Origin of the sequence: Nocardioides zeicaulis, from assembly GCF_042432345.1 — a bacterium.
Taxonomy (GTDB): Bacteria; Actinomycetota; Actinomycetes; order Propionibacteriales; family Nocardioidaceae; genus Nocardioides; species Nocardioides zeicaulis.
Genome location: NZ_JBHLXH010000001.1, coordinates 200,784 through 225,800, shown reverse-complemented (window position 1 = coordinate 225,800; position 25,017 = coordinate 200,784). Strand labels below are relative to the sequence as shown.

The 25,017-nt window shown below is 73.2% G+C and carries 32 protein-coding genes; 23 read left to right on the top strand and 9 right to left on the bottom strand.

The features are described 5' to 3' along the window. The 3 genes from ACFFJG_RS01205 to ACFFJG_RS01195 all read left to right on the top strand — a co-directional run. Positions 1-688, top strand: a 688-nt coding sequence (locus ACFFJG_RS01205; RefSeq protein ID WP_378516790.1) for an SDR family oxidoreductase, incomplete at its 5' end; no start/stop codon positions are given. Beyond that, complete coding sequence (locus tag ACFFJG_RS01200) at positions 685-1,053, top strand: hypothetical protein (protein WP_378516789.1); 369 nt, start codon at positions 685-687, stop codon at positions 1,051-1,053. The genes ACFFJG_RS01205 and ACFFJG_RS01200, both read left to right, overlap by 4 nt. A 74-nt stretch (positions 1,054-1,127) precedes the next feature. Next, the gene (locus ACFFJG_RS01195; RefSeq protein ID WP_378516788.1) at positions 1,128-1,772 is read left to right on the top strand and encodes a hypothetical protein; all 645 of its coding nucleotides are present in this window, start codon (positions 1,128-1,130) and stop codon (positions 1,770-1,772) included. Here the strand turns inward: ACFFJG_RS01195 and ACFFJG_RS01190 are convergent. Beyond that, complete coding sequence (locus ACFFJG_RS01190) at positions 1,756-2,226, bottom strand: MarR family winged helix-turn-helix transcriptional regulator (RefSeq protein ID WP_378516787.1); 471 nt, start codon at positions 2,224-2,226, stop codon at positions 1,756-1,758. The two genes, ACFFJG_RS01195 and ACFFJG_RS01190, sit on opposite strands and share 17 nt — an antisense overlap. A gap of 99 nt (positions 2,227-2,325) precedes the next feature. Here ACFFJG_RS01190 and ACFFJG_RS01185 point away from each other — a divergent pair, with 99 nt between their 5' ends. From ACFFJG_RS01185 to ACFFJG_RS01155, 7 genes are all read left to right on the top strand, one after another. Then, positions 2,326-4,845: a molybdopterin oxidoreductase family protein gene (locus tag ACFFJG_RS01185; RefSeq protein ID WP_378516786.1), complete on the top strand. Its 2,520-nt coding sequence runs from the start codon at positions 2,326-2,328 to the stop codon at positions 4,843-4,845. Beyond that, positions 4,845-5,309, top strand: a complete 465-nt coding sequence (locus ACFFJG_RS01180; RefSeq protein WP_378516785.1) for a hypothetical protein — start codon at positions 4,845-4,847, stop codon at positions 5,307-5,309. The genes ACFFJG_RS01185 and ACFFJG_RS01180 overlap by 1 nt, the downstream gene beginning before the upstream one ends. Further along, positions 5,306-5,728, top strand: coding sequence for a hypothetical protein (locus ACFFJG_RS01175; RefSeq protein ID WP_378516784.1), 423 nt, complete (start codon positions 5,306-5,308; stop codon positions 5,726-5,728). Before ACFFJG_RS01180 ends, ACFFJG_RS01175 begins: the two co-directional genes overlap by 4 nt. A 99-nt stretch (positions 5,729-5,827) precedes the next feature. Beyond that, entirely contained in the window at positions 5,828-6,589 is a 762-nt protein-coding gene (locus ACFFJG_RS01170) for a histidine phosphatase family protein (RefSeq protein WP_378516783.1), read from the top strand. Then, positions 6,582-7,454, top strand: coding sequence for an NAD(P)H-hydrate dehydratase (locus ACFFJG_RS01165; RefSeq protein ID WP_378516782.1), 873 nt, complete (start codon positions 6,582-6,584; stop codon positions 7,452-7,454). Before ACFFJG_RS01170 ends, ACFFJG_RS01165 begins: the two co-directional genes overlap by 8 nt. Positions 7,455-7,534: 80 nt before the next feature. Beyond that, on the top strand, positions 7,535-7,753 hold the full coding sequence (locus ACFFJG_RS01160) for a hypothetical protein (RefSeq protein WP_378516781.1): 219 nt from the start codon (positions 7,535-7,537) through the stop codon (positions 7,751-7,753). Next, entirely contained in the window at positions 7,750-8,115 is a 366-nt protein-coding gene (locus tag ACFFJG_RS01155; protein ID WP_378516780.1) for a hypothetical protein, read from the top strand. Before ACFFJG_RS01160 ends, ACFFJG_RS01155 begins: the two co-directional genes overlap by 4 nt. 12 nt (positions 8,116-8,127) lie before the next feature. Here ACFFJG_RS01155 and ACFFJG_RS01150 read toward each other — a convergent pair whose 3' ends face one another. Continuing rightward, entirely contained in the window at positions 8,128-8,781 is a 654-nt protein-coding gene (locus ACFFJG_RS01150; protein WP_378516779.1) for an NAD(P)H-binding protein, read from the bottom strand. 32 nt (positions 8,782-8,813) lie between these two features. Here ACFFJG_RS01150 and ACFFJG_RS01145 point away from each other — a divergent pair, with 32 nt between their 5' ends. The 4 genes from ACFFJG_RS01145 (at position 8,814) to ACFFJG_RS01130 (ending at position 11,580) form a co-directional block, all read left to right on the top strand. Continuing rightward, complete coding sequence (locus ACFFJG_RS01145; protein WP_378516778.1) at positions 8,814-9,641, top strand: aminoglycoside phosphotransferase family protein; 828 nt, start codon at positions 8,814-8,816, stop codon at positions 9,639-9,641. 77 nt (positions 9,642-9,718) lie between these two features. Next, positions 9,719-10,282 (top strand): elongation factor P, encoded by a 564-nt coding sequence (gene efp, locus ACFFJG_RS01140; RefSeq protein WP_378516777.1) that lies wholly within the window; start codon positions 9,719-9,721, stop codon positions 10,280-10,282. Positions 10,283-10,291: 9 nt separating this feature from the next. After that, complete coding sequence (nusB, locus tag ACFFJG_RS01135; protein ID WP_378516776.1) at positions 10,292-10,702, top strand: transcription antitermination factor NusB; 411 nt, start codon at positions 10,292-10,294, stop codon at positions 10,700-10,702. Positions 10,703-10,767: 65 nt separating this feature from the next. Further along, positions 10,768-11,580 (top strand): DUF1206 domain-containing protein, encoded by an 813-nt coding sequence (locus ACFFJG_RS01130; RefSeq protein ID WP_378516775.1) that lies wholly within the window; start codon positions 10,768-10,770, stop codon positions 11,578-11,580. 62 nt (positions 11,581-11,642) lie between these two features. Here the strand turns inward: ACFFJG_RS01130 and ACFFJG_RS01125 are convergent, their stop codons facing one another. Next, on the bottom strand, positions 11,643-12,341 hold the full coding sequence (locus ACFFJG_RS01125; protein ID WP_378516774.1) for a TetR/AcrR family transcriptional regulator: 699 nt from the start codon (positions 12,339-12,341) through the stop codon (positions 11,643-11,645). A gap of 116 nt (positions 12,342-12,457) precedes the next feature. Beyond that, on the bottom strand, positions 12,458-13,972 hold the full coding sequence (locus ACFFJG_RS01120; protein WP_378516773.1) for an ATP-dependent DNA ligase: 1,515 nt from the start codon (positions 13,970-13,972) through the stop codon (positions 12,458-12,460). Between the two features lie 59 nt (positions 13,973-14,031). Here ACFFJG_RS01120 and ACFFJG_RS01115 point away from each other — a divergent pair, with 59 nt between their 5' ends. The 4 genes from ACFFJG_RS01115 (at position 14,032) to ACFFJG_RS01100 (ending at position 18,158) form a co-directional block, all read left to right on the top strand. Beyond that, on the top strand, positions 14,032-14,658 hold the full coding sequence (locus ACFFJG_RS01115) for an FMN-binding negative transcriptional regulator (protein ID WP_378516772.1): 627 nt from the start codon (positions 14,032-14,034) through the stop codon (positions 14,656-14,658). Then, the gene (locus ACFFJG_RS01110) at positions 14,655-15,266 is read left to right on the top strand and encodes a hypothetical protein (RefSeq protein ID WP_378516771.1); all 612 of its coding nucleotides are present in this window, start codon (positions 14,655-14,657) and stop codon (positions 15,264-15,266) included. The genes ACFFJG_RS01115 and ACFFJG_RS01110 overlap by 4 nt, the downstream gene beginning before the upstream one ends. A gap of 58 nt (positions 15,267-15,324) precedes the next feature. Beyond that, positions 15,325-17,049, top strand: coding sequence for a thiamine pyrophosphate-dependent enzyme (locus ACFFJG_RS01105; protein WP_378516770.1), 1,725 nt, complete (start codon positions 15,325-15,327; stop codon positions 17,047-17,049). Between the two features lie 80 nt (positions 17,050-17,129). After that, on the top strand, positions 17,130-18,158 hold the full coding sequence (locus ACFFJG_RS01100; protein ID WP_378516769.1) for an aldo/keto reductase: 1,029 nt from the start codon (positions 17,130-17,132) through the stop codon (positions 18,156-18,158). Between the two features lie 38 nt (positions 18,159-18,196). On the opposite strand, the gene ACFFJG_RS01095 is transcribed toward ACFFJG_RS01100, so the two are convergent. Beyond that, entirely contained in the window at positions 18,197-18,667 is a 471-nt protein-coding gene (locus ACFFJG_RS01095; protein ID WP_378516768.1) for a tRNA (cytidine(34)-2'-O)-methyltransferase, read from the bottom strand. Between the two features lie 85 nt (positions 18,668-18,752). Between ACFFJG_RS01095 and ACFFJG_RS01090 the strand changes: the two genes are divergently transcribed. From ACFFJG_RS01090 to ACFFJG_RS01080, 3 genes are all read left to right on the top strand, one after another. Then, positions 18,753-19,595, top strand: coding sequence for an SDR family NAD(P)-dependent oxidoreductase (locus tag ACFFJG_RS01090; RefSeq protein WP_378516767.1), 843 nt, complete (start codon positions 18,753-18,755; stop codon positions 19,593-19,595). A 244-nt stretch (positions 19,596-19,839) separates the two neighbouring features. After that, entirely contained in the window at positions 19,840-21,072 is a 1,233-nt protein-coding gene (locus ACFFJG_RS01085; protein ID WP_378516766.1) for an HNH endonuclease signature motif containing protein, read from the top strand. A gap of 123 nt (positions 21,073-21,195) precedes the next feature. Continuing rightward, positions 21,196-21,627 carry a hypothetical protein gene (locus ACFFJG_RS01080; protein ID WP_378516765.1) on the top strand — a complete coding sequence of 144 codons (432 nt, stop codon included), beginning with the start codon at positions 21,196-21,198 and terminating at the stop codon, positions 21,625-21,627. Between the two features lie 54 nt (positions 21,628-21,681). On the opposite strand, the gene ACFFJG_RS01075 is transcribed toward ACFFJG_RS01080, so the two are convergent. Then, on the bottom strand, positions 21,682-22,065 hold the full coding sequence (locus ACFFJG_RS01075) for a hypothetical protein (RefSeq protein ID WP_378516764.1): 384 nt from the start codon (positions 22,063-22,065) through the stop codon (positions 21,682-21,684). Positions 22,066-22,138: 73 nt separating this feature from the next. After that, complete coding sequence (locus ACFFJG_RS01070; RefSeq protein ID WP_378516763.1) at positions 22,139-22,756, bottom strand: hypothetical protein; 618 nt, start codon at positions 22,754-22,756, stop codon at positions 22,139-22,141. A gap of 85 nt (positions 22,757-22,841) precedes the next feature. Between ACFFJG_RS01070 and ACFFJG_RS01065 the strand changes: the two genes are divergently transcribed. Beyond that, on the top strand, positions 22,842-23,204 hold the full coding sequence (locus tag ACFFJG_RS01065) for a hypothetical protein (protein WP_378516762.1): 363 nt from the start codon (positions 22,842-22,844) through the stop codon (positions 23,202-23,204). A gap of 136 nt (positions 23,205-23,340) precedes the next feature. Here ACFFJG_RS01065 and ACFFJG_RS01060 read toward each other — a convergent pair whose 3' ends face one another. Together ACFFJG_RS01060 and ACFFJG_RS01055 are read right to left on the bottom strand one after the other, a co-directional pair. Then, the gene (locus ACFFJG_RS01060) at positions 23,341-23,793 is read right to left on the bottom strand and encodes a DUF6174 domain-containing protein (protein WP_378516761.1); all 453 of its coding nucleotides are present in this window, start codon (positions 23,791-23,793) and stop codon (positions 23,341-23,343) included. 155 nt (positions 23,794-23,948) lie between these two features. Continuing rightward, positions 23,949-24,392: a ferritin-like domain-containing protein gene (locus ACFFJG_RS01055; RefSeq protein ID WP_378516760.1), complete on the bottom strand. Its 444-nt coding sequence runs from the start codon at positions 24,390-24,392 to the stop codon at positions 23,949-23,951. Positions 24,393-24,547: 155 nt separating this feature from the next. On the opposite strand from ACFFJG_RS01055, the gene ACFFJG_RS01050 reads away from it, so the two are divergent. Beyond that, positions 24,548-24,982, top strand: coding sequence for an SRPBCC family protein (locus ACFFJG_RS01050; RefSeq protein WP_378516759.1), 435 nt, complete (start codon positions 24,548-24,550; stop codon positions 24,980-24,982). Positions 24,983-25,017 lie beyond the last annotated feature (35 nt).

Sequence of the window (25,017 nt, the reverse complement as noted above, 5' to 3'; positions counted from 1 at the left end):
GGGGCCGGTCGACGCGTGGATCAACGTGGCGTTCACCTCGGTGTTCGCCCGGTTCGAGGACATCCGGCCCGAGGAGTTCCGGCGGGTCACCGAGGTGACCTACCTGGGCTACGTCAACGGCACCCGGGCCGCCCTGCGCCTCATGCGCCCGCGCGGTCGCGGCACGATCGTGCAGGTGGGCTCGGCGCTCGGCCACCGCGGCATCCCCGGGCAGAGCGCGTACTGCGGCGCCAAGCACGCGCTGGAGGGCTTCCACGACTCGCTGCGCACCGAGCTCATGCACGACCGCAGCGGCATCCACGTCACGGTCGTCGAGATGCCGGCGGTCAACACGCCGCAGTTCGACTGGGTGCTGTCCCGGCTGCCCGGGAAGGCGCAGCCGGTGCCACCCATCTACCAGCCCGAGGTCGCTGCCCGCGGTGTGCTCAAGGCGCTCGACCACCCCCGGCGCCGGGCCCGCTGGGTGGGTCTCAGCACGGCCGGCACGATCCTGGCCAACCGCGTCGCCGCCGGCCTGCTCGACCGCTACCTCGCGCGGACCGGCCTGTCCTCGCAGCAGACCGACGAGCCGCGCACCGGTTCGGAACCGGCCAACCTGTGGGAGCCGGCCGACGGGGCCGGCGGCCACGACTTCGGGGCGCACGGCCGCTTCGACGACCGCTCCCGCAGCCGCGGGTTCATCGGATGATCGCCCCACGCCACGCCCACGCCGCCGACGTGGCCCGGGCCGCCCTGGGGCTGGTCGGCCTGCTGCGGCCGCAGTGGCTGCTCGTGGCGACGGGGTCCGCCGACGGCACCTGGCCGCGACGTGCCGCGCGGCTCCTGGGCGCCCGGTACCTCGTCCAGGCGTCGGCGGGCACCGTGCTGGCGCGCAGCTGGGTCCCGGAGGCGGACGTGGCCGTCGACCTCGTCCACGCCGCCTCGATGGCCGGTCTGGCCCGCGCCTTCCCTCACCATCGTCGTCTGGCGCTCGCCAGCGGCGCGCTGGCGCTCGTCTTCGCCGCGGTCGACCTGGCTGCAGTCCGTGGGATCGGTGAGGAGGGCGGTCGGTGAGCGCGCGCCACGGGTCCGGGGGGAGCCGGGCGACCGGCCGCCCGGTCCGGCCACGATGGGTGTGGGGTGGCACCGTGGCGTCCCTCGTCGGGCTCGGGGCGGTGTCCGTCGGGGTCGTGGTGCTGTCGTGGTCCTGGTCGATCGTCGGAGCATCGGTGGCGGTGGCGGGCGCGCTTCTCGCGTGGTGGGCCGGCGTGCTGCGAGACGTGCACGGGACCGGACCGCTCGACGAGCTGGGCGAGGTGCTGCGCGGCACGGTGCGCGAGGGGGTGGCCCCGGGTGACACGGTGCGGATCGGCCCGGAGGCCCGGGAGCGGGTCGTCGAGGTGGAGGCGCGACGACGGCGCCTGGAGGCGGACGCCGGGAGGAGGACGTCGTCCGGTGCGCCGACGGGGCCCGCCGGCGTCCTCCTCGTCCTCGTGGCGGTGTTCCTCCTCGTCGCGCAGTGGGGGCTCTACCCGCTCGGGCGGCCGGGCCAGGACAACGCGGTCCGGGCCCTCGTGGCCGTGGTCGTCCTGGGCATCGCGGGCGGCCGGCTGCTCACCGCCGGCGCGCGGGTGCCGCGGATCGCTGCGGCCTTCGCCCTCCTCGCCGGGCTCGGGCTGGTGCTCAACGCGACGCTGGCCGACCACGCCCGGGCCGCCACGGCGGTGGCCGAGGCGGTGTGCGGGGCCGTGTCCTGCCTGACGGGCGCGGGGCTGCTCAGGCGCCGACGATGAGCCCCGACCCGGCCGCCACGGACGCGAGCTGGTCGAGGGGGCCGACGAGTGCCCCCGCCCCGTCGGGCAGCCGCCGCACCACCTCGAGCAGCGCCGCCCTGCGGTGCTCCTGCACGGTGGCCAGGACGCCGCGGCCCTCGGGGGTGAGCTCGACGAGCCAGGCCCGGCCGTCGTCCTCGTCACGGGTGCGTCGCACCAGTCCCTGGGCGGCGAGCCGGTCGACGATCCGGCTGGCGTTGGACTGGTTCACGCCGAGGTCGTCGGCGAGCGCCCCGACGCGCAGGCGGGTGTCGGCGACCGTGACCAGCACCCGGTGCTGCGGCACCGTCAGCGCGACCGGGGCCGCCGCGACCGCGCGCAGGGTGATGCCCATCATCAGCCGGCTCGCTGCCAGCAGCGCCTCGGCGGCGCGCTCGTCCGCGCCTGCCGCGCGCTCGGGACCGTCGTGCGTCACGGACCACCCCTCCGGGTCTGACCGGACGTGGGCGCCGGTGCTGCACTGAGACTACATGCGCTATCGCATGCAACACGTTGGGCGGAGCAGGAGGACGTCGTGACCGACCGGATCGCCGACATCCACGGGGAGCGTACGCCACACCCCAGGGGGACAGTGTGGCCCGCAAGGGTCGACCAGTACCTCGAGCCGGGCACGAGCGCCGAGCAGGTCGAGTCGTGGGTGCAGTCGGCGTGCCTGCTGTGCAGCAACGGGTGCGGCGTCGACATCGCCGTGCGCGACGGGCGCATGGTGGGGGTCCGGGGGCGGGCCACCGACGTCGTCAACCACGGGCGGCTGGGGCCCAAGGGCCTGTACGGCTCCACCGCGTGGGCGTCGGCCGCCGACCGCCTGACCCGGCCGCTGGTGCGCGAGGGCGGGCGCCTGGTCGAGACCGACTGGGAGACCGCGATGGGGCGCGTGGTCGAGCGGTCGCGGCGGCTGCTGGAGGACAAGGGGCCGCTCAGCCACGGCTTCTACACGTCCGGCCAGCTGTTCCTCGAGGAGTACTACGCGCTCGCCGTGATCGGGAAGGCCGGTCTCGGCACCCCGCACATGGACGGCAACACCCGGCTGTGCACCGCCACGGCCGCCGCGGCGTTCAAGGAGTCGTTCGGCGCCGACGGGCAGCCGGGCTCCTACACCGACATCGAGCACTGCGACGCGGTCTTCCTCTACGGGCACAACATGCCCGAGACCCAGACGGTGCTGTGGGCGCGGATCCTCGACCGCACCCGGGCCGACGACCCGCCGAAGGTGGTCTGCGTCGATCCGCGCCGCACGCTCGTCGCGCTCGAGGCGGAGCGGACAGGCGGTGTGCACCTCGCGCCGCGGGTCGGCACCAACCTGGCGCTCATGAACGGCCTGACGCGCGAGCTGTTCGTCCACGGGTGGGTCGACGAGGACTGGGTGGCGGCGCACACGATCGGCGTCGACGACCTCCGCTCCACGGTCGAGGAGTGGACGCCGGACAAGGTCGCCGAGGTCTGCGGCGTCGACGCGGACGACGTGCGCCGCGCCGCACGGATCTTCGGCGAGAGCGAGCACGTGCTGTCGACGGTGCTCCAGGGCTTCTACCAGTCCCACCAAGCCACCGCGGCCTCGGTCGCGGTCCACAACCTGCACCTGCTGCGCGGCATGATCGGTCGGCCCGGCGCGGGGATCCTGCAGATGAACGGGCAGCCCACCGCCCAGAACAACCGCGAGTGCGGCGCCGACGGTGACCTCCCGGGCTTCCGCAACTGGGACAACCCCACGCACGTGCAGCAGCTGGCCGACGCGTGGGACGTCGACGCGATGACGATCCCGCACTGGGCGCCGCCGACCCACGCCATGCAGATCTTCTCCTACGCCGAGACGGGCAGCATCGAGCTTCTGTGGATCTCGGCGACCAACCCGGCGGTGTCGATGCCCGAGTCGGCCCGCATCCGCCGCATCCTCGGCGGCGAGCAGTGCTTCGTCGTCGTGCAGGACCTCTTCCTCACCGAGACCGCCGAGCTCGCCGACGTGGTCCTGCCCGCGGCCGGCTGGGGCGAGAAGACCGGCTGCTTCACCAACGTCAACCGCACGGTGCACCTGTCCGAGAAGGCCGTCGATCCGCCGGGGGAGGCGCGCAGCGACCTGGACATCCTCCTCATGTACGCCGACGCGATGGGCTTCGCGACCAGGTCCGGCGGGCCGCTGCTGCCGTGGCGGACGCCCGAGGAGGTCTTCGACGCCTGGGCCGCGGTGACGGCGGGGCGGCCGGTCGACTACACCGGGCTGTCCTACGCGAAGCTCCGCGGCCCGACCGGCATCCCGTGGCCGGTCAACGACGCGCACCCCGACGGGACGGACCGGCTCTACGCCGACGGGGTGTTCCCCACCGACACCGACCACTGCGAGACCTACGGCCACGACCTCGCCACCGGCGGGACGGTCACCGAGACCGAGCACCGCGCGATGGACCCCGCCGGCCGCGCGTTCCTCAAGGGTGCGGCCTACGTGCCGCCCCACGAGGAGCCGTCCGAGGAGTACCCCCTGCGCTACACGACCGGGCGCACCGTCTACCAGTTCCACACCCGCACCAAGACCGCGCGTTCGCGCGATCTCGACCGGGCGGCGCCCGACGCGTGGGTGGAGGTCTCGGCGCACGACGCCGCGGAGCGCGGCATCGAGGAGGGCGACTGGGTGCGGGTGACCTCGCCGCGCGGGATGATCGAGGTCCGCGCGCGCGTCGGAAGCGTCATGGACGGTGCCGTGTTCGCGCCGTTCCACTACGGCCGCTGGGAGCCCGCGGGCACCGAGCACGGCGACGCCGCTCACCGGCTGGCGAACGAGCTGACGATGACGGTGTGGGACCCGGTGTCCAAGCAGCCCACCTTCAAGACGGCCGCGTGCCAGGTGACCCGCCTCCGGGCAGGCGACGGCCCCGCCCCGGCCCCCACGACCGCTGCGTCGGCGCCGCACCCGGACCGGTCCGCGCCACCGTCGCGGCGGGCCCGGCCCACGGAGGGGGGCGCGCCCACCACCAGCGTCGTCCTCGCCGAGACGCCCACCTACCCGCTGGACCCGTCGGGCCCAGGGCGGGAGGAGGGCTGATGCCGCACCTGACGACGTACGTCGGCCTCGCCGACCACAGCGAGCAGACGCTCGCCGACTCCCTGCGCGCCGTCGCCGACGGCCACGCCCGCGTCGCCGACGTGTTCCACACCTGCCACCTGCTCGCCGAGTGGTCGGACGCGAACCGTGCGGCGCTCGCCCCGGTCGTGGAGCGCTACGGCGAGGCCGACGACGTCGACGAGCCCGAGCGGCTGCACGCGGCCGGGCTGGCCGGGGCGCGGGAGGGCGAGATCGGGCTGCTGCGCGACCTGCAGGACCTCCACGTCCTGGCGACGCTGGTGTCGACGACGTGGACCGTCATCGCCCAGGGTGCCCAGGGCCTGCGCGACCGCGAGCTCCTCGAGGTGGCCCGGCGTGCGGGGGACCAGACGTCGCGCCAGCTGACCTGGCTGACCACCCGGATGAAGGTCGCCGCACCCCAAGCGCTCATCATTGCCCCGTGAGCCAGCCGCGAGTCGCCGACCGGATGCTCGCGGCACCGATCGTGCTGGCGGCGGCCGATCCGCTCGACGAGGCGCGGCGGGTGCTGTCGAGCAGCCACGTGCACATGGTCCTGGTGACGGAGTCCGGGCGGCTCGGCGAGGCGCTCCTCGGCACCCTGGTCCGTGACGACCTCCCTCCCGACGAGGCTCCGGGTGACGGTCCGGCGCTGGCGCACGCCCGGCTCGAGGGTCGCACCGTCGACGCCGGGCTGGACGCCGAGCCCGTCCGGGCGGCCATGCACGCCGCAGGTCACCGACGCTACGCCGTGGTCGACGGCGACCGGCTGGTCGGCCTGCTCTGCCTCAAGCGCAGTGGGCTCGGGTTCTGCAGCGACGAGGGCGTGGCGTCGCGTCGCGCCGCCCGCACCCGCGACGCCTGACCTTTCGCCGGCGCGCACCGCGCATCCCGACCGGTGGCGCGGGGTAACGGGGCGGTGGGCCGCCACCGATCGAGCGACCCACCCGGACGAGGAGGGCACATGGGGATCGCAGCGGCGCTGCACCGCGGACGCGGACCGGTCGAGCTGGTCCTGGTCCGGCACGGCGAGAGCGCCGGCAACCTGGCCGACGCACGGGCGCGCGACGCGGGCGCCGAAAGGCTCGACCTGCCGGCTCGCGACGCCGACGTCGAGCTCTCCGACAACGGCCAGGAGCAGGCACGTGCCCTCGGGCGCTGGGTCTCCGGCGACGACGGCCCCGACCGCCCCGACCTCGTGGTGTGCTCGCCCTACCGCCGCGCGGCGGACACCGCCCGGCTGGCCACCGCCGGGATCGACACCGAGCTGCTCGTCGACGAACGGCTCCGCGAGCGCGACCTCGGCGCCCTCGACGGGCTGACCGGCAAGGGCATCCGTGCCCTGCATCCCGACGAGGCCGAGCGGCGCTCGCACGTCGGCAAGTTCTACTACCAGCCGCCGTCGGGGGAGAGCTGGGCCGACGTGGTGCTGCGCGTGCGCAGCCTCCTCGCCGACCTGCGCGAGGGCTACGACGGCCGGCGGGTCTGGCTGTTCACCCACCAGGCCGTGGTGATGGCGTTCCGCTACACCCTGGAGGGCCTCGACGAGGCCACCCTGCTCGAGATCGACCGGTCCACGCCGATCCCCAATGCGTCCATCACCCGCTACGAGGGCGGGCCCGACGGCCTGGCTCTCGACGTCTTCGCCTCCGACGAGCACCTCGAGCCGGCACCGGCCGCGCGGACCGCCGAGGCCGACCGCGGCGAGGTGGCGCGCGATGGCTGACGTCGTCACGGTGGACGCCGTCGCCCTCCGGGACTGGCCCCTGCCGCCGCCGGGAGGCGACAAGGAGGAGCGCGGCCGGCTGGTCGTCGTCGCCGGACAGCGCGACGCTCCCGGTGCCGGCCTGCTCGCGGTGGAGGCGGCCCTGCGAGTGGGGGCAGGCAAGGTGCAGCTGGCGACCGTCGCCTCGGCGGCGCCCGGCCTCGCGCTCGCCGTGCCCGAGCTCATGGTCGAGCCGCTGCCCGAGACGGCAAACGGCTCGATCGACCCCGGTGCCGCCGACGCGGTCGTGCGGCGCGCCGAGGGCTCGGGCGTCGTCCTGGTCGGGCCGGGGTTCGGCGACCCCGAGGCCTCGGACGCGTTCGTGGGCGAGGTGCTCCCGCGCCTGCGCGGGACCGTGGTGCTCGACGCGCTCGCCACCGCGTACGTCACCGACAACCACCAGGCGGTGGCGGCCCTCGACGCCGACGTGGTGATCACCGTCAACCCGCAGGAGCTCGCCGCCTGCCTGGGGCTCAGCGCGGACGAGGTCGGTGACGACCTGCTCGAGCACACCCGGCGGCTCGCGCGCCGCACGCGCGCCGTCGTGACGTGCGGGGGACCGGTCAAGGTCGTCGCGCACGGCGACCGCGCGTGGCGGGTCGGCACGGGCAACCCCGGGCTCGGCACGGCGGGGTCCGGCGACGTGCACGCGGGGATCGTGGCCGGGCTGGTCGCGCGCGGCGCGGACCCGGAGCAGGCAGCCGTGTGGGGTGCGTTCCTCCACGGCGCTGCCGGCGACCGGCTCGCCGAGCGGGTGGGACCCGTCGGCTACCTCGCGCGGGAGCTGCCCGGCGAGATCCCGCACCTGCTGTCCGGGACGGCGTGACGCGCGCACCGGCGCGCGAAGATCCGTAGTTCTGCTGATGCCCGCCGGGGTGCCGCTCGGTGATGCTCGACGCAGGCGCCGTGCCGACATCGGCGCCGGGGGAGGTCGTGATGCGGGGCGTGGTGAGCAGGAGTGCGCACGCAGACCAGCTCGAGGCCGAGGTGCGCGACGCGACGTGCTGCGTGGCGATCGACCGGTGCTGGGCCTGCGAGCTCAAGCTGGGGGAGGTGCGTGCTGCCCGCAGGGACGCGCTGCTGCTCCGCATCGCGTCCGTCCGGCCGCGGAGGTCGGTGCTGTGATGGTCCGCGACGGCGCCGCCGGGAGCGGCGCGGGGGCGCGCGGCGGCAGCAACGCCGGCCGGGTGCCGCTCTCGACGATGGGGCTCGGCATGGCCGTGCGTCGTGAGGCGGCCCGGCGGCGCGCGGAGGCCGACTTCGGGTCGGCGTCGGGGGCCGCGCTCGACCTCGTGGAGCTCCTCGAGCTCGCCTGGCACGACTGCCACGGCGACCTCGCGCCGCCCGGTGAGGTGATGGACGACCTGTGGCTGGTCGCCGGGGGCGACCTCGCGCGGCTGGTGACGGCCGCCCGGCTCGCGGTCACCGACGCGCACGACCTGGCCACCGCCGCCGACCGGCTGCGCGAGGCGGGCGCGCCCGGCTAGGACGTCCCGGGCTCAGTCCACCTGGTCGAGCCAGGTGTCGATCGGCACGTCGCCCTTGCCGAGGACGAGCGTGCGCCGGACCGCGCGCTCGTCGGCGAGCACCGCCGCCGCGACCTGGGCGACGAGCTCGCGCGGCGACTCGTCGCCGTCACGCGACGACGCGGCGGGGTTGACCCGGCCGTCGGCGGGGTCGGTCGTGAGCGCGCCGGGACCGAGGACCGTCCAGCCCAGGTCGGTGCTGCGCAGGTGGTCGTCGGCGGCGATCTTGGCGTCTTGGTAGCGGCGGAACGAGTCGTCCTCGGGCACCAGGTGGTCGGGGGAGGCGCCCGAGAACGACACCATCACGTAGCGCCCGACGCCGGCCGCGACGGCGGCGTCCATCGACCGGATCGCGGCGTCGCGGTCGACCGCGTCGGTGCGCTCGGGGTCACCGCCGCCCGCGCCCGCCGACCACACGACGGCGTCGGAGCCGCGGAGCAGCTCGGTCAGCGCTGCCACGTCGGCGTCCTCGACCGACTGGACGACGGCCGTCGCGCCGGTCGCCTCCACGTCGCCCACGTGGTCGGGGTTGCGGACGACCGCCCGGACCTCGTGGCCGGCCTCGACGAGCAGGGGTGCGAGCAGGAGGGCCACCTTGCCGTGGCCGCCGAAGATCGTGGTGCGCATGCCCGCGACGCTAGCGCGGCTACGGTGAGCCGGTGCAGCCTGCGACCCGGACCTCCACGCACGCGGTCAGCATCGGCGCCACCACGGTCCGCAAGCGCTACATCACCGACCACGAGGCCGAGGCGGACCGCGAGTGGGCCTGCCTCACCCTGCTGGCCGAGCACGCTCCCGGACTCGCCCCACGGCCGCTCGGCCGCGAGGACGACGACAGGCCGGTCGTCGTCATGGAGCGGCTGCCGGGCGCCCACCTGGCCCCGCGGCCGATGTCGGGGGAGCAGACCCGGGCGCTCGGCGCCGCGCTGCGTCGGCTGTACGACGTGCCGCTCGGCGCCGTCGAGGCCGCCGGCATCGGCCCGCGCACCTACGGCCCCGCCGAGATGGTCGCGGTGCTGACCCCGTGGCTGGGCGGCGACCACGACCTCGAGCCGTGCCGCGACCCGGTGCTGGTGGCCGACGCCGTGGCGGCCGCGCGCGAGTACGTCGCCGACGCCGGGCTGCCCGAGCCGCGGACGACGTGCCTCGGCATCGCCGACCTCAACCCCGCCAACGTGCTGTGGGACGGCCGGGTCGCGCGCCTCGTCGACTTCGAGGACGCCGGCCTCAGCGAGCCGGCGTACGAGCTCGCCGACCACGTCGAGCACCTCGGCAGCCGGCTGCCGGGCGTCTACGACGCAGCGGCGCTGGCCGGCGCCGTCGGGCTCGACGCCGACGGACGCGAGCGGATGGAGGCCTACCGCCCGCTCTTCGGCGCGTTCTGGCTGGCGATGCTGCTCCCCGGCCGCGGGTCGTGGCGGCGGAACCCGCCCGGCACCACCGAGGACCAGGCCGCGCATTTCATGGCTCTCGCGGGCCACCACTAGACTGGCCCGTCGGCGCGGGGCCGCAGCCCCGCCGCCCGCACTTTTCTTGACAACTCGACGAAGGCGGACAGACTCACATGGCAACCACCAACGACCTGAAGAACGGCATGGTCCTCAAGATCGAGGGCCAGCTCTGGGCCGTCGTCGAGTTCCAGCACGTCAAGCCCGGCAAGGGTCCGGCGTTCGTGCGCACCAAGCTCCGCAACGTCGAGTCGGGCAAGAACGTCGACAAGACCTTCAACGCCGGGACCAAGGTCGAGACGGCCAACGTCGACAAGCGGACCATGCAGTACCTCTACAACGACGGCTCGTCCTACGTCTTCATGGACACCAGCACCTACGAGCAGCTCGAGGTCGCGCCCGAGATCGTGGGCGACGCGAAGAACTTCATGCTGGAGAACCAGGAGGCGATCGTCGCCACCAACGAGGGTCGCGTGCTCTTCATCGAGCTCCCCGCGTCCGTCGAGCTCCTGATCGCCGAGACCGAGCCGGGCCTGCAGGGCGACCGCTCCACCGGCGGCACCAAGCCCGCGACGCTGGAGACCGGCCACACCATCGCCGTCCCGCTCTTCATCACCACCGGCGAGAAGGTCAAGGTCGACACCCGCGACTCGTCCTACCTCGGCCGCGTCAAGGGCTGAGCACCGCACGTGGCTGCCCGTTCCAAGGCCCGCAAGCGCGCGCTGGACGTCCTCTTCGCCTCCGAGCTCCGCTCCGAGGACCCGGTGGAGGCCCTCCAGCGCGCCATCGACGCCGGTGAGGGCCCGACCAACGACTACACCGCGACCCTGGTGCGCGGTGTCGTGGAGCACCGCGAGCGGATCGACGAGGTCCTCACCACCTACAGCAAGGGCTGGACGCTCGGCCGGATGCCCGCGGTGGACCGCAACGTCCTCCGCATCGGCGTCTACGAGCTGCTGTGGGGCGACGCGGACGTCCCCGGCACCGTCGCGGTGAGCGAGGCGCTGCACCTCGTGCAGGACCTCTCCACCGACGAGTCGCCCACCTTCGTCAACGGCCTCCTCGGCGCCGTGCTGAAGGACCGCGCGAGCCTGGTCTGATCCCGACCACTCGCAGGGGTGACCGGTCCTCGCGAGCGGGGGCGTGTTGGTCCTAGGTTGGCGCCATGACCACCCCCGCCCGCAGCGCCGAGTCCGTGCACCAGAGCCAGTGGATGGACTGGGCGATTCGCATCGGTCTCGTCACCTACGGTGTCGTGCACCTCCTGGTCGGCTGGCTCGCCCTCCAGCTCGCGTTCGGCGAGAAGGAGGACCAGGCCTCCAGCAGCGGGGCCATGCACTATCTGGCGCAGCAGCCGCTCGGCCGCTTCCTGGTGTGGGCGATCGCGATCGGGATGCTGTTCCTGGTGATCTGGCGCCTCCTCGAGTTCGCCTTCGGCTACCCGGAGGAGACCGACGAGAAGAAGCGCTGGCGCAAGCGAGCGACCTCGCTGCTCAAGGCGGTCCTCTACGGCGCGATCTCGTTCAGCGCCTTCAAGACCGCGACGGGCAACGGCGGCGGCAAGGGCGGTTCGGACTCGATGACGGCCAAGATCATGCAGATGTCGGGCGGCCAGCTCATCGTCGGCCTCATCGGCCTGGCGATCATCGGCTACGGCATCTCGCTGGTCGTGCGGGGGTGGACCGAGAAGTTCCGCGAGAACCTCGACGCCCAGGGGCAGTCGGGGCAGGACGGGTCGGCGTACGTCACGGCCGGCAAGGTGGGCTACATCGCCAAGGGCATCGCCATCGGCATCGTCGGCGGTCTCTTCGGCTACGCCGCCGTCACGCACGACGCCAAGAAGTCGGGAGGGCTCGACCAGGCGCTGCAGAAGGTGCTCGACGCACCCTTCGGGCAGGTGCTGCTCGCCGCCATGGCCCTCGGCATCGCCGCCTACGGCGTCTTCTGCTTCGCGCGGGCCAAGCACCTCTCGCGCTGACGCCCGACGCGAGGCCGGCGCCCGCAGTGATCGGACGGGTGACCGGACGGGTGACCGGACGGTCAGTCGCGGGGCCGGGCCACCATCGCCAGGGCGGTGGCGACCATGTGGTCGCGCACCTGCTCGGCCGAGACCCGGCTGATCCGCGGCACCCCGGGCGCCTGCTCCGAGACCAGCATCGCCACCCGGCCGAGCTGGAGCGTGCCGAGGCCGCTCGCGTAGAGCATGTTGGCCAGCAGCCCGGGGTCGTCGACGTGGAAGTCACCGCTGGCCACGCCCGCCTCGATGGTGCGGGTGAGCACCGACAGGCACCCGCTGATGGCCTGCCCGAGCCGGAACATCGCGCTCTCGCTGACCTCCTCGAGCAGGTCGCCGCCCGGGCGGCGCATGATCGACTGCGCGCAGTCGACGAACGCCGGGTGGGCCAACCCGTAGTCGACGAACGCCTCGGTGAGCCGCTCGAGCGCGAGCCGGGGCTCCTCGACCGAGTCGGCTGCAGCCTGCAGGGCGCCGCGCAGCTCGTCGAGGTACTGCACCAGGGTCAGGCTGAAGAGCTCCTCCTTGCCGGTGAAGTGCCGGTAGATGATCGCCCGGTTGATGCCGACGGCGCGCGCGATGTCCTCGATCTGCGCGTCACGGACGCCGCGCTCGTCGAAGAGCGCTCGGGTCGCGGAGATGATCTCGGCCTCCCGGAGCCGCCGCCGGACCGCCGCGGTCGCGCCGCGGGCGGGGCCGGGCGAGGTCGACGGCTCGGTGCTCATGCCTGCCAGTCTAGGGAGACGAGGGGGGCTCCCCGCCTCCCCGGTGCGGCGTATGTTCGTGCCCTGCCCTGCCCTGCCCGTGGGGGCGGTCCGCCACGGGCACGCCGCGCGGGCGGTCACGGGGCGTGGGCGCGGACGGCCTCGATCGAGTCGGCCTCGTCGGGCGACTTGTCGCCGCGGTAGCGCACGACGCGGGCGAAGCGCAGTGCGAGGCCGCCGGGGTAGCGCGTCGAGCGCTGCAGACCGTCGAAGGCGATCTCCACGACCTGCTCAGGGCGCACGTGGACCACGTGCCCCTCGCGGTGGGTCTCGAGGGCGAGGAAGCGGTCGGTCTGCCAGGCCAGCATCTCGTCGGTCATCCCCTTGAACGTCTTGCCCAGCATCACGAACCCGGTCGGCGAGGAGTCGTCACGCGCACCGAGGTGGATGTTGGACAGCCAGCCCTCGCGACGGCCCGAGCCCCACTCGACGGCGAGCACGACCAGGTCGAGGGTGTGCACCGGCTTGACCTTGACCCAGGCCGCGCCGCGCCGGCCGGCGGCGTAGGGGGCGGAGAGGTCCTTGAGGACCACGCCCTCGTGGCCGGCCGCCACGGTCTCGGCGGCGAAGGCGTCGGCCTCGTCGGGGTCGGCGGTGACCAGGCGGCGCACGCGGTGGCGCTCGGGGACGAGGGCGTCGAGGGCGGCGAGCCGCTCGTGGCCGGGGGCGTCGAGGAGGTCGCGGCCGTCGAGGTGGAGCAGGTCGAAGAAGTGGGGCGTCACGGGCACCCCGGTCTCCTGGGCGGTGCGGCTCGCGGTGTCCTGGAACGCCATCGGGCGGCCGTCGTCGGTGAGGGCGAGCGCCTCGCCGTCGAGGACGAAGCGCTCGGCGGGCAGCGAGCGGGCGACCTCGACCACCTCGGGGAGCCGCCCGGTGATGTCGTCGAGGCTGCGGGTCACCACGAGCACGTCGGGACCGTCGCGGTGGACCTGGATCCGGATGCCGTCGAGCTTGGCGTCGATCGCGACCTCGGTGCCGAGGTCGGGGGAGAGACCGGCCATGGCGGACGCGACGTCGGGGGCGCTGGAGGCGAGCATCGGCATCACCGGACGCCCGACCTCGAGGCCGATCGCGGCCAGCGCCTCCTCGCCCGCCCACGCGGCGCCGGCGGCGGCCACCGTCGAGCCGGCCAGCATCGCCGCCCGGCGGACCGCCGCGACCGGGACGCCCGCGACCTGCGCGACCGCCTCCTGGGTGACCGCGTCGAGCGCGCCCTGCCGCACGTTGCCGGTCACGACCGCCTGGAGCCACCGCTGCTCGGGCGCGGTGGCCCGGGAGAACAGGTCGGCCACGGCCTCCCGGCGCGCGAGCTGGGACCCGGCCCCGGCCAGCCGGGACATCGCCTCGAACGCCTCGTGGACCTCCAGCACGCCGAGCGACGGCTCTCCGGCCGGCTCGGGGACGTCGCTGACCCCGCGCCAGCCCAGCCCCGTGCGTCGCTGGAGCAGGGCACCGCCGAGGTAGGAGACGACGACCTCGAGCTCCCCGGGCGTGACGCGGGCGAGGGTCTCAGCGAGCGTGGCGACCTTGGCCTTGCGCGAGCGCGTGGCAGCGACCGCGGCGGACGTGGCGACGAGCTCGGCGAGCAGCATGCGTCCATCCTGCCGCCCGCCACCGACAGCCGCCGCGCCCGAACGGGCAGGATGGGCCCATGCCGTCCCCAGGTCCCGACGCCCAGCTCTACGTCCCGCGCCACAACGTGATGGACGCCGACGCAGTACGCCCCTTCGTCTCCGCGGTCGCCACCGCGCAGCTGGTGACCGTGGGCGCCGACGGCGTCCCCGACGCGACGTACCTGCCCGTGCTGTGGGAGGGCGACCGGCTGGTCGGGCACCTGGCCCGCGCCAACGCGCACTGGCGCCGCGTCGTCGACGGCTCGCCCGCCCTCGCGGTCGTCACCGGCCCCGACACCTACGTCTCGCCGTCGTGGTACGCCTCCAAGGCCGAGCACGGCCGGGTCGTGCCGACCTGGAACTACTCCGTCGTCCACCTCCGCGGCGAGGTGCGCATCCACGACGACGCCGCGTGGGTGCGCAGCCTGGTCACCCGGCTGACCGAGCGCCACGAGGGCGCGCGGCCACAGCCGTGGGCCGTCACGGACGCCCCGGACGACTACGTCACGAAGAACCTGCGCCCGATCGTCGGCGTCGAGGTGGTCGTGGCGTCGGTGGAGGCCAAGGCCAAGCTGTCGCAGAACCGGTCCGACGCGGACCGTGCCGGTGTCGTGGCCGGGCTCGCGGCGGAAGGGCGCGACCCTGCCGGCCTGGTGGCGCCGTGACCCTGCTGCGCGAGCGCTTCAGGGGCCGGATCGCGGGCGTCGGCAGCACGAGCGGCGTCCGCGTGGTCGTCGGCCGCTGGGACGCCTCGCCGTGGGGCCCGTTCGCCGACGTGATGGTCGAGGACGCCTCGGGCCACCGGATGCTGCTCGCGCCCGACGACCGGGTGCGGGAGTTCGTCTCCGCGACCTACACCTTCGACGAGCACGTCATCGAGCCGGTGGCCCTCACCGACACCTCCGACGGCTGGCAGGTGGCGACGCCGTCGCTGTCCCTGCGCGTCGTGGTGGGAGGGCGTACGCCGCTGGGTGCGCTCCTCGCCCTGGTGCCGGATCGTGTCGCGACCTCGCCGGCGTGGTGCGCGCTGGTCGACCCGGTCGCACGCGTGGTGGTGCGGGGCGTGCGCACGCGCGGCACGGCGGGCAACGACCGGAGGGAGTGGTACGGCGCGACCGCCGTGCACGCCGTCACGGCGATCGCGGGAGAGTGGCGCGGCACCCCGCTCGGCCACCTGGCCCGCGTCGACCCGCCGTGCCGGTTCGGGTTCTCGTCCACGCCCGCCCGGCCCTCGGTGACCAGCGTGGTGACCACGATCGAGCGACGGGCCTGACGGGGGCCTCCGCCCTGCGGGTGGTACCCGGTGCCGGCCCGGGTGGCACCGTGGAGGCATGACGACTGTCGCTGAGCTGCTCATCCACTCGCTCGCCGAGCACGGCGTCCGGCAGGTCTGGGGCGTGGTGGGTGATGCGCTCAACCCCGTCACCGACGCCATCCGTCGTGAGGACCGCGTCGAGTGGATGGCCGTGCGCCACGAGGAGGCCGCCGCGTTCGCCGCCTCCGCGCAGTCGCAGCTGACCGACGACCTCGCCGTCTGCATGGGCACCGTCGGCCCCGGCGCGGTCCACCTCCTCAACGGTCTCTACGACGCCAAGAAGTCGCGTACCCCGGTGCTGGCGATCTGCGGGCAGGTGCCGCGCGAGGAGATGGGCTCGGACTTCTTCCAGGAGGTCGACAACGACGTGCTGTTCGCCGACGTCTCGGTCTTCTGCGAGACCGTCACGAGCGTCGACCAGGTGCCCCGCATCATCGAGCAGGCGGTCAACGCGGCCCTGGCCGAGCGTGGCGTCGCCGTGCTGAGCCTGCCGGGCGACGTGGGCGGCCTCGACCTGCCGAAGGACACCCCGGTCCCGCGCTTCGTGACCGACCGGCCCGCGCTCGCCCCCGACACCGACGCCGTACGGGCGGCCGCCGACGCGATCAACGCGGCCGGGTCGGTGACGTTCCTCGTCGGCATGGGGGCACGGCACGCCCGCGACGAGGTGCTGCGCGCCGCCGAGCTGCTGGCGGCGCCGATGGTCCTCTCGCTCAAGGCCAAGGAGGGCTTCGACGACGACAACCCCTACGAGATCGGCCAGTCCGGCCTGATCGGCAACCCCGCCACCGCGCAGGCGTTCGACGGGTGCGACGTGCTGGTGCTCGTCGGCACCGACTTCCCCTACCCCGAGTTCCTGCCGACCGGGAAGACCGTGGTGCAGCTCGACCTGCGGGGAGCGCACGTCGGGCGTCGTACGCCGGTCGACCACGCCGTGGTGGGCGACGCGCGACTGGCCCTGTCGGCGCTGCTGCCGCTGCTGCAGGCCAAGTCCGACCGGGGCCACCTCGACGGGGCGCGGGCGACGTACGAGAAGTGGCGGAGCGGGCAGCAGCACTTCACCGACCCCGACTACGACCACAAGAAGGTCGGCCTGCTGCGGCGCAAGGTGGACAACCCCGACGCGCTGGTCCGTCCCGAGCTGCTGGCGGCCGCCCTCGAGAGGCACGCGGCCGCCGACGCCGTCTTCACCACCGACACCGGAATGTCGACGGTCTGGCTGAGCCGCTTCATCAGGATGAGCGGCCGGCGGCGGATGCTGGGGTCCTACAACCTCGGCTCCATGGCCAACGCGATGCCGATGGCCCTGGGCGCGCAGGCGCTCGAGCGTGACCGCCAGGTGATCGCGCTGTGCGGCGACGGCGGCATCTCGATGCTGCTGGGCGACCTCATGACGGCCGTCAGCGAGGAGCTCCCGGTCAAGCTGGTCGTCTTCGACAACGGTCGGCTCGGGATGGTGAAGCTTGAGATGGAGCAGGTGGGGCTGCCGGAGTTCGGCACCGTGCTGCACAACCCCGACTTCGCCAGGCTCGCGGAGGCCTTCGGCATGCGCGGGATCCGCGTCAGCGACCCGCACGAGGTCGACGCTGCCGTCGCCGAGGCCCTGGCGCACCCCGGTCCGGTGCTGCTCGACGTCCTCACCAACCCGGACGAGGTCGCCCTCCCGCCGAAGCCGACCCTCGCCCAGGGGTGGGGCTTCGCGATCGCCAAGACCAAGGAGTTCGTCGCGTCCCCCGAGTAGGCGTGAGGGCTCCGTGACGGCTCCGCGACGGCCCCCGTGGCGGCGCCCGGGCGTCGGGGCCCGCGGCTAGGGTGATCGGCATGCGATACCGACGGATGGGCAACAGCGGCTGCGCGGTCTCCGAGCTGTGCCTCGGCACGATGACGTTCGGCGCCGAGACCGACGAGGCGGGCTCGCACGCGCAGCTCGACCTATTCGTCGAGTCCGGCGGGACGCTGGTCGACACCGCCGACGTCTACTCCGCCGGGACGTCGGAGGAGATCATCGGGCGCTGGCTCGCCGACCGCCCGACCGACGTCACCGACCAGGTGGTCCTCGCGACCAAGGGCCGGTTCCCGATGGGCGACGGGCCCAACGACAGCGGGCTGTCGACCCGCCACCTCACCCGGGCCCTCGACGGCTCCCTCGCCCGGCTCGGGGTCGACGCCGTCGACCTCTACCAGGTGCACGCCTTCGACCCGCACACGCCGCTCGAGGAGACGCTCCGCACGCTCGACGGGTTCGTGAGCGCCGGCAAGATCCACTACTACGGGCTCTCCAACTTCACGGGGTGGCAGCTGACCAAGGCGGTGCACACCGCCCGGGCGCTGGGCCTGCGCGAGCCGGTCACCCTCCAGCCGCAGTACAGCCTGATCGTCCGCGAGATCGAGTGGGAGGTCGTGCCGGCCGCGCTCGACGCCGGGATGGGCCTGCTGCCGTGGAGCCCGCTGGGCGGTGGCTGGCTGTCGGGCAAGTACACGCGCGACCAGCGGCCCAGCGGCGACACGCGGCTCGGGGACGACCCCGGGCGCGGCATGGAGGCCTGGGACCGCCGGGGGAGCGACCGCACGTGGCGGATCATCGACGCCGTCGACACTGTCGCCCGGGGGCGCGGGGTGTCGATGGCCGAGGTCGCCCTGGCCTGGGTCACCAACCGGCCGGCCGTCACCTCGACGATCCTCGGCGCCCGCACCACCGAGCAGCTGGCCGCGAACCTCAAGGCGGCCGGGCTCGTGCTGGCGCCCGAGGAGGAGGCGGTCCTCGACGAGGCGAGCGACCTCGGCGCGACCGACTACCCCTACGGCGAGCTGGGCCTCGACCAGCGCAGTCGCGACCTCGCCGGCCGCTGACCGGCTGCGTCCCGGGGAGCGGGCTCCGGCTCTCCTGCCTACGTCGCGCCGGGGAAACCGTGCTGTCGCCACGCCTCGTACGCCACGACGGCCGCGGAGTTCGACAGGTTGAGCGAGCGCCTGCCCGGCACCATCGGGATCCGGAGCCGGTCGGTGACCCGGTCGTGCGCGAGCACCTCCTCGGGGAGTCCCGTCGGCTCCGGACCGAAGAGCAGCACGTCGCCGGGCTCGAAGGCGACGTCGGTGTGCCACCGGGTCGCGTGGGCGGTGAAGGCGAAGACCCGCGACCCGGCCAGCTGGTCGCCGGTCAGGGCAGCGTCGAGGCCGGGGTGCACGACGACGGACGCGAGGTCGTGGTAGTCGAGCCCCGCGCGCCGCAGCTGGGGCTCGGACAGGTCGAAGCCGAGCGGCTCGACCAGGTGCAGCGTCGCCCCCGTGCCGGCCACCATGCGGATCGCGTTGCCGGTGTTGGGCGGGATCCGGGGCTCGAGGAACATGACGTGGAACACCGCGCCAACCTAGCCGCCGGCGGCCGCGTCGTCCGCCGGACCCTCTCGGGGGGTCGGTGTGGGTGCCGCGACCTAGGCTCTGGCCATGACTGATCAGACGATGGCCGGCCGCACGGTCCTGGTGACCGGGGCGAGCGACGGGATCGGGGCCGAGGCCGCCAGGGTGCTCGCGCAGCGCGGCGCGACGGTGCTCGTCACCGGTCGCTCGGCCGACAAGCTGCGCCCGGTCGCCGAGGCCGTCGGCACCGAGCCGCTGGTGGCCGACTTCGCCAGGCTCGACGACGTACGCCGCCTCGCCGCCGAGGTCACCGAACGCGTCGGCACCCTCGACGTGCTGATGAACAACGCCGGCGGCACCTTCGCGCCGTCGAGGCGGACCCACGACGGTCACGAGCCCAACTTCCAGGTCAACCACCTGGCGCCCTTCCTCCTCACGAACCTCCTGCGCCCGACACTGGCCGCTGCGGGTCGCTCGCTCGTGGTCAACACCTCGAGCATCGCCAACCTGGTCGGCAAGGTACGGCTCGACGACCTCGACCTCGAGCACCACAGGGCGCGCGAGTTCGCGGCCTACGGCACGGGCAAGCTGATGAACATCCTCTTCACCCGCGGCATCTCCCAGCGGTGGTCCGATGACGGGATCGTCTCGGTGGCCGTGCACCCCGGACCCGTCGGCAGCTCGTTCGGGCGCGACTCCTGGGTCGTCGGACTGCTCTACCGCACCCCGCTGGCGCGCTTCGCCACGATCAGCGTGCCCGACGGCGCCGCCCCGCTGATCGCTCTTGCCGAGCGCGGGCCGGACCCCGAGGTCGACGGACGGTACTTCAGCCGCTTCCACATCGACGGCCGCGAGAACAAGCAGGCGAAGGACCAGACGGTCGTCGACGGACTGTGGGAGCGGTCGGCGGTGCTGTCCGGGCTCGCCTGAGCCCTTGTGGTCGTATTCGAACAGGTGTACGATGGTGGGTAGCACGCCGGTCCGGAACGGATCTCTCGTCTGAGGTGACGGGGATCCCGGGACCGGGTCAGTCACCCGTAGAACCCGCGTTGGTGCTCGCGGGACGCCTGACGGCTCACCGGTGACGACCTGGCAACGCTGCCACCCCATGCCTCACCGCTCCGCCCCGGACCCGGGCGGTTGTCAGTGACGCGCGTGCAGGGAGGTGGCAACGGTGGATCGACAGCACCTGATCGTCGAGTGCTCCTCCGACCTGCGCGGGTCGCTGAAGGACATCGCCTCGGTCGAGCCGGCCTTCATGTCGCTGACCGAGAAGCAGGAGGCCCTGGTCGCGCTGGTCGAGGTCCGGTCCCAGCTCGACGCGCTGCTCGCCCGGGTGCTCGCCGCCTCCGACGACGTGGGCCAGGTCCACGGCATGCGGGACGCCGCTGCGTGGCTCGCGGTGCAGACGCGGACGACGCGACGCGAGGCACGCCGGGAGCTCGCGCTGGGCCGCGCGCTCGACGAGCACCCTGACGTCGCGTCGGCTCTCGTCTCCGGAACGGTGCGCGCCGAGCAGGCGCGCGTGATCGCCGCTGCGGTCGACGCCCTCCCGCCGCAGGTCGACGCCTCGGTGCGAGCGGAGGCGGAGGCCGCGTTGCTGGGGTTCGCCCGACAGCACGACGCCCGTGGTCTCCAGCAGCTCGGGAAGCGGATCCTCGACACGGTGGCCCCGGAGGTGGGGGAGTCGGCGGAGGCGAAGAACCTCGAGGCCGAGGAACGGCGCGCCGTCGAGCAGGCATCGCTCGCCATGGCCGACGACGGCGAGGGGCGTTGCCACGGCACGTTCTCGCTCCCCTCCGCCGCCGGCCGGATGCTGCGCCGGGTGCTGCAGGCGCTCGCGAACCCGGCCCGCCACGCCCACGCCGACCTGCACGACGAGGCCGGAGCCTGGAAGAGCACGCGACGACGGATGGGGGAGGCGTTCATCGAGCTCATCGAGCGCGTCCCGGTCGGGGCGATGCCGCAGACCGCAGGCGTGAACGCCACCGTCGTGGTCACGATGACCCTGGACGAGCTGCTGGGCGAGCACGGCGTCGCGCTGCTCGACGACGGGTCGCGGATGTCGGGGTCGCAGGCGCGTCGCCTGGCGTGCGAGGCCGGGATCATCCCCGCCGTCCTCGGCGCCGACGGCCACGTCCTCGACCTCGGCCGGACTCGCCGGCTGTTCTCCAAGGCGCAGCGGATCGCCCTCGGCCTCCGCGACGGCGGCTGCACCGCCCGAGGATGCGAGACGACGGCGTCGGGCTGCCACGCCCACCACGACGACCCCTGGTCCCGCAACGGCGCCACCGACCTCACCAACGGCCGGCTCCTCTGCCCCCATCACCACCGCCTCGCCCACGACCCCCGCTACGCCAAGACCATCCACGCCGACAACACGGTCACCTTCGTGATGCGCACGTGAGGAGCTCCCCCGGTCGTGGGGATCGAGGCGCTGGCCTGGGCAACCGCTGGTCATCGGGGACCTTGCAACGTCCGGATCTGCCGATGAGCGGACGCGCCTCTTCGCCGATGACAGGATTGGCGCGTGTCCAGTGCTCTGTCGTTCAGCGTCGTAGAGGTCGACGGCGCGAAGGCGCTAGTCCCCTTCATCGACGGTCAGTCGCTCGTCGACTTGGTGGCTGCATTCGAGACGCAACGGGGATTCGCGCCCGCCGGGGGCTACGCCGGGATCATCCCGGCGCACTTCGACTTTGGTGACCTCAGGCGCTACTACGAAGCGCGGGAGGCACGGCAATGGCCCAAGCCGGACCATGCATGGTTGCTCGGTTGCGACTGCGGCGAAGTCGGGTGCTGGCCGCTAACGGCTCGGATCGGGGTCGCTGGTGACGCCGTCGCGTGGTCGCACTTCAGCCAGGAGCACCGGCCTGGGTGGAACTACGAAGGCTTCGGTCCGTTCGTCTTCGGCCGCCAGCAGTACGCGAGCGCCGTATCGAGAGCCGTCGAGGCAGTCGCCTGAACCATCTGGATCTGCCGCTGATGATGCGCGGATCTGCCGAGATCCGGACCAGTGTCACTTCGCCGTCGGGGCCGGGGCGTCAGTCGCAACGCACGCGAGCACCTTCGACATGGCTGCGTCGAGGAGGAAGGTGTACGTGGTCGAGGTCCCGCTCACGACAGCCGCACGGGTCGGGACAGTGGTGGTCGCAAGTGCCTGCACGAACTCCGGCATACCCGTCAGACGAGGCCCTTCTCCGGCCTCCCATCGCGCTAGCCGTACCTGATAGGTGTGCAGGTCGAGCGGCGGCACAGACGGGGATGACACGTTCACCATGAGGGCGGGCTCAGCCATGAGCACGGCACGTGGGGACTCGTCTCCGGTGATCACGACGTCCCGCTCGACGAGTGCCAGCAACGCGTCAGGTGGCAGCCACTCAGTGCCGTCTCCTGCGCTCATGCCCAGAGCCTACGTAAACCAACATCCGGATCTGCCGCGATCAGTTCGACCGGATCTGACGATGTGCGGTAGATCAGGTGATGGCCTTGCGGGCCTTCTTCGCCTCGCGAGTCGCCTGATCGCCGACGGCCGTCCCGGCTCGTTCGCGCTCAACGCGTTCCAGGTGCGGCAGGGCCTCCCGAGCGCCGAGCACTGACCGAAGTGACCCCATCGCATGCAGGGCCACGTCCGGGTCCTCGATCAGCGCAAGCAACGTGTCTGGCACAAATGGTGCTCGCTTGAAGCGCCTGAGCGAGTGGACGACCATCTGCCTGGCTACGCCGTACCGCTTGTCCTGGCAGATGCGCAGGAGTGTCTCGACGTGATTCGCGGCGGCCGCTGTCCCCACAGCATCGCCGAGGTGCCAGCCCGCCGACGAGGCGTCGTGGGGTGCAACCGCCTCGAAGGTCGCGAGCAGGGCATCAAAGGCCTTGGGTCGCGCCCAAGGGCGACGTAGGTGTCCGGCGACAGCGCCGATCAGCGTGAGGTCCGACAAGGTCGGTAGCGCCTCGATGAGGACAGGCATCGCGCCTCGTTCGTCGAACCGCGACCCACCGAAGAACTCAGGCTTGCTGGTGAACCGGCCGAGGTCCTCGACCCCGTCGACTCCAGCCTCGGCAAGGCGCGCACGTAGTTGTCCCCACTCGTCCACGAGTCCACCTTCGCACGATGAACGTCCGCATCTGCCGCGACCCGAGCGTCCGCTCATGCGATGTGCGTGCCTCTAGCCTGATGCGATGCTGGTCCAAGGGATCGACGAGCGACGCCTTGCGAGAGAGCGCAACGGTGCGGACTTCGTCGTGTTCATCTACACCGGCGGCGATGCGCCTCAGACGTCGTGGGCGGTGGACAGCCTGCTCATCACGGAAGCCGTCATGTCCGAGGTCCTGCAGTGGCTCACCGACAACCTGCCAGCAGGCAGTTGTTGGTCCCTCGGCCTCGTGCACGGGCCAGCGCAACCTTCAGAAGACACCGACGTGGACGTGGCGTGGATCGTCGGCTCCGACGTGCTGAACATCAGCCCCTCGGACCGCTCACGGGACCAGCAGCTCATCGCTCAGGAGATGCTTGCTCGGCGGGATCGGGTCGTCCTCTTGTAGGCCGCGCCCGTCTCCTCGAAGCGCACCCATCTGCCGCGACGAGCGCCTTTCGGCTACCACGAGCCGGCAAGCGAGCACACCTGGCGTCCTTCGCATGCTCCCCGGAGCAGCGGGACGCCGACGAGAGTGGCCGCCTCTAGCGCTCGCCGACGGACTCGAAGTCGCTGATCGACCAACCGCTGCCGCAGTCGGATGCCTCGAACCCGCAGATGGCGCTGACGTGTTGCGGGTAGCCGAGGAGCGAGTCGTAGGAGACGTCGACGACGTCATCGATGCCGGCGGTCGAGTGATGGTCGGCTGCGATCGCGAACATGCCTTCGATGGTGGGGGCCGTGTCGGTGGTGTAGGCGCCGCACGAGCGGGGACGCGTGGCCACCTCGACGACGTCGCCGTCTCGTACGGTGACGCGGACGCGGCAGTCCCCGCACATGCCGTGGCACTCGTGGTAATCGAAGGAGTACGCAGCGGGTTCTCGGGCCTCCCAGAGAGCATGTGCGTGGTGGTGGGCACGACGAGCCTCGAGACCGGGGGAGAACGTCGTCCACGCGACGACTGCGAGGGCAAGGGCAGCTCCGAGGCCGCCCGTCACGCACGCGAGGATCCTGAGGTCGGCGCGCGCGCTGGTCTCCATGACGGATGTGACGCCAGGCGCGTCGACGGAGCTCCTCCGCCGCGATGAGTGCGCCCCGCGCACACGCACCGCGCCCGACGCCGTGCCGGAGCACGTCGCCGGGCGCAAGGCGGTCAGGCAGCGGCCGAGAGGGCCTTCACCTCGTCACGGGCGGCGACGACGGCGGCGCGCTGGCGCTCGACGACCTCACGGAAGCCGGCGCTCAGGTCCATCTTGAGGGCGTCGTCGTACTCCGAGACCGCGTGGTCCTCGCCCGTGACGGCGGCCTTGAGCACGCCCTCCGGGTCGTCACCGGTGATCGCGTCCTTGAGCGAGAGCCAGCCGCGGTGGACGGCCGCGGCGACGGTGCCGCTCTCGTCCACGTCGTCGCCGTACTCGTGGCCCATCTCGACGATCTCGCGCCAGAAACCGGCGCGCTGCTCGGACAGGCGCTGCAGGGTGGTGGCCCATGCGGCGTGGTCGCCGTCGCGGACCTTGTCGGCTGCCTCGGCGAAGCCCTTCTCGCCGTCCTTCAGCGTCTCGACGAGCTCCTTCGCCGCCTTGGCGTCATCAGACATGCTGCGCTCCTTCGTGTGGTTGGTCCTCCCAGACAAGCCGACGGGCCGCGACCACGGATCACCCGTGGGGATGCGGGCCCGGCGTCGGGCCGGCACGGGCATGTCGGAGCGGACAGCGGGTACCGCAGGGCATCCGAACCGCGAGGAGACCGACGATGCCCGCCATCGAGCGAACGATCACCGTCCCGGGCCGGCAGGACGCCGTCTGGGCGTTCCTGTCCGACTTCACGACCACCGAGCAGTGGGACCCGCCCACCCAGAGCACCGAGCGGGTCGAGGGCGACGGCGGGGTCGGGACGCGCTACCGGAACGTGTCGAAGGTGCTCGGCAGCGAGACCGAGATCATCTACACCGTCACCGCCTTCGACGCCCCGCACCGCATGGAGCTCGACGGCGTGACGTCGTCGATGCGGATGCACGACACCGTGCAGGTCGAGCAGCAGGGCGACGAGGTGCGCGTGACGTATCGCGCCGAGTTCGAGCCGCAGGGTGCCGCGAAGCTCGCCACGCCGCTGATGCCGCCCGCGCTCAAGGTCCTGGGCGACGCCGCTGCCAGCCAGATGGAGGAGTGCCTGCGTCGGCTCGACTGAGCCCGCGCCTGCGCCGGCCCGTCCGCGCCTGACGC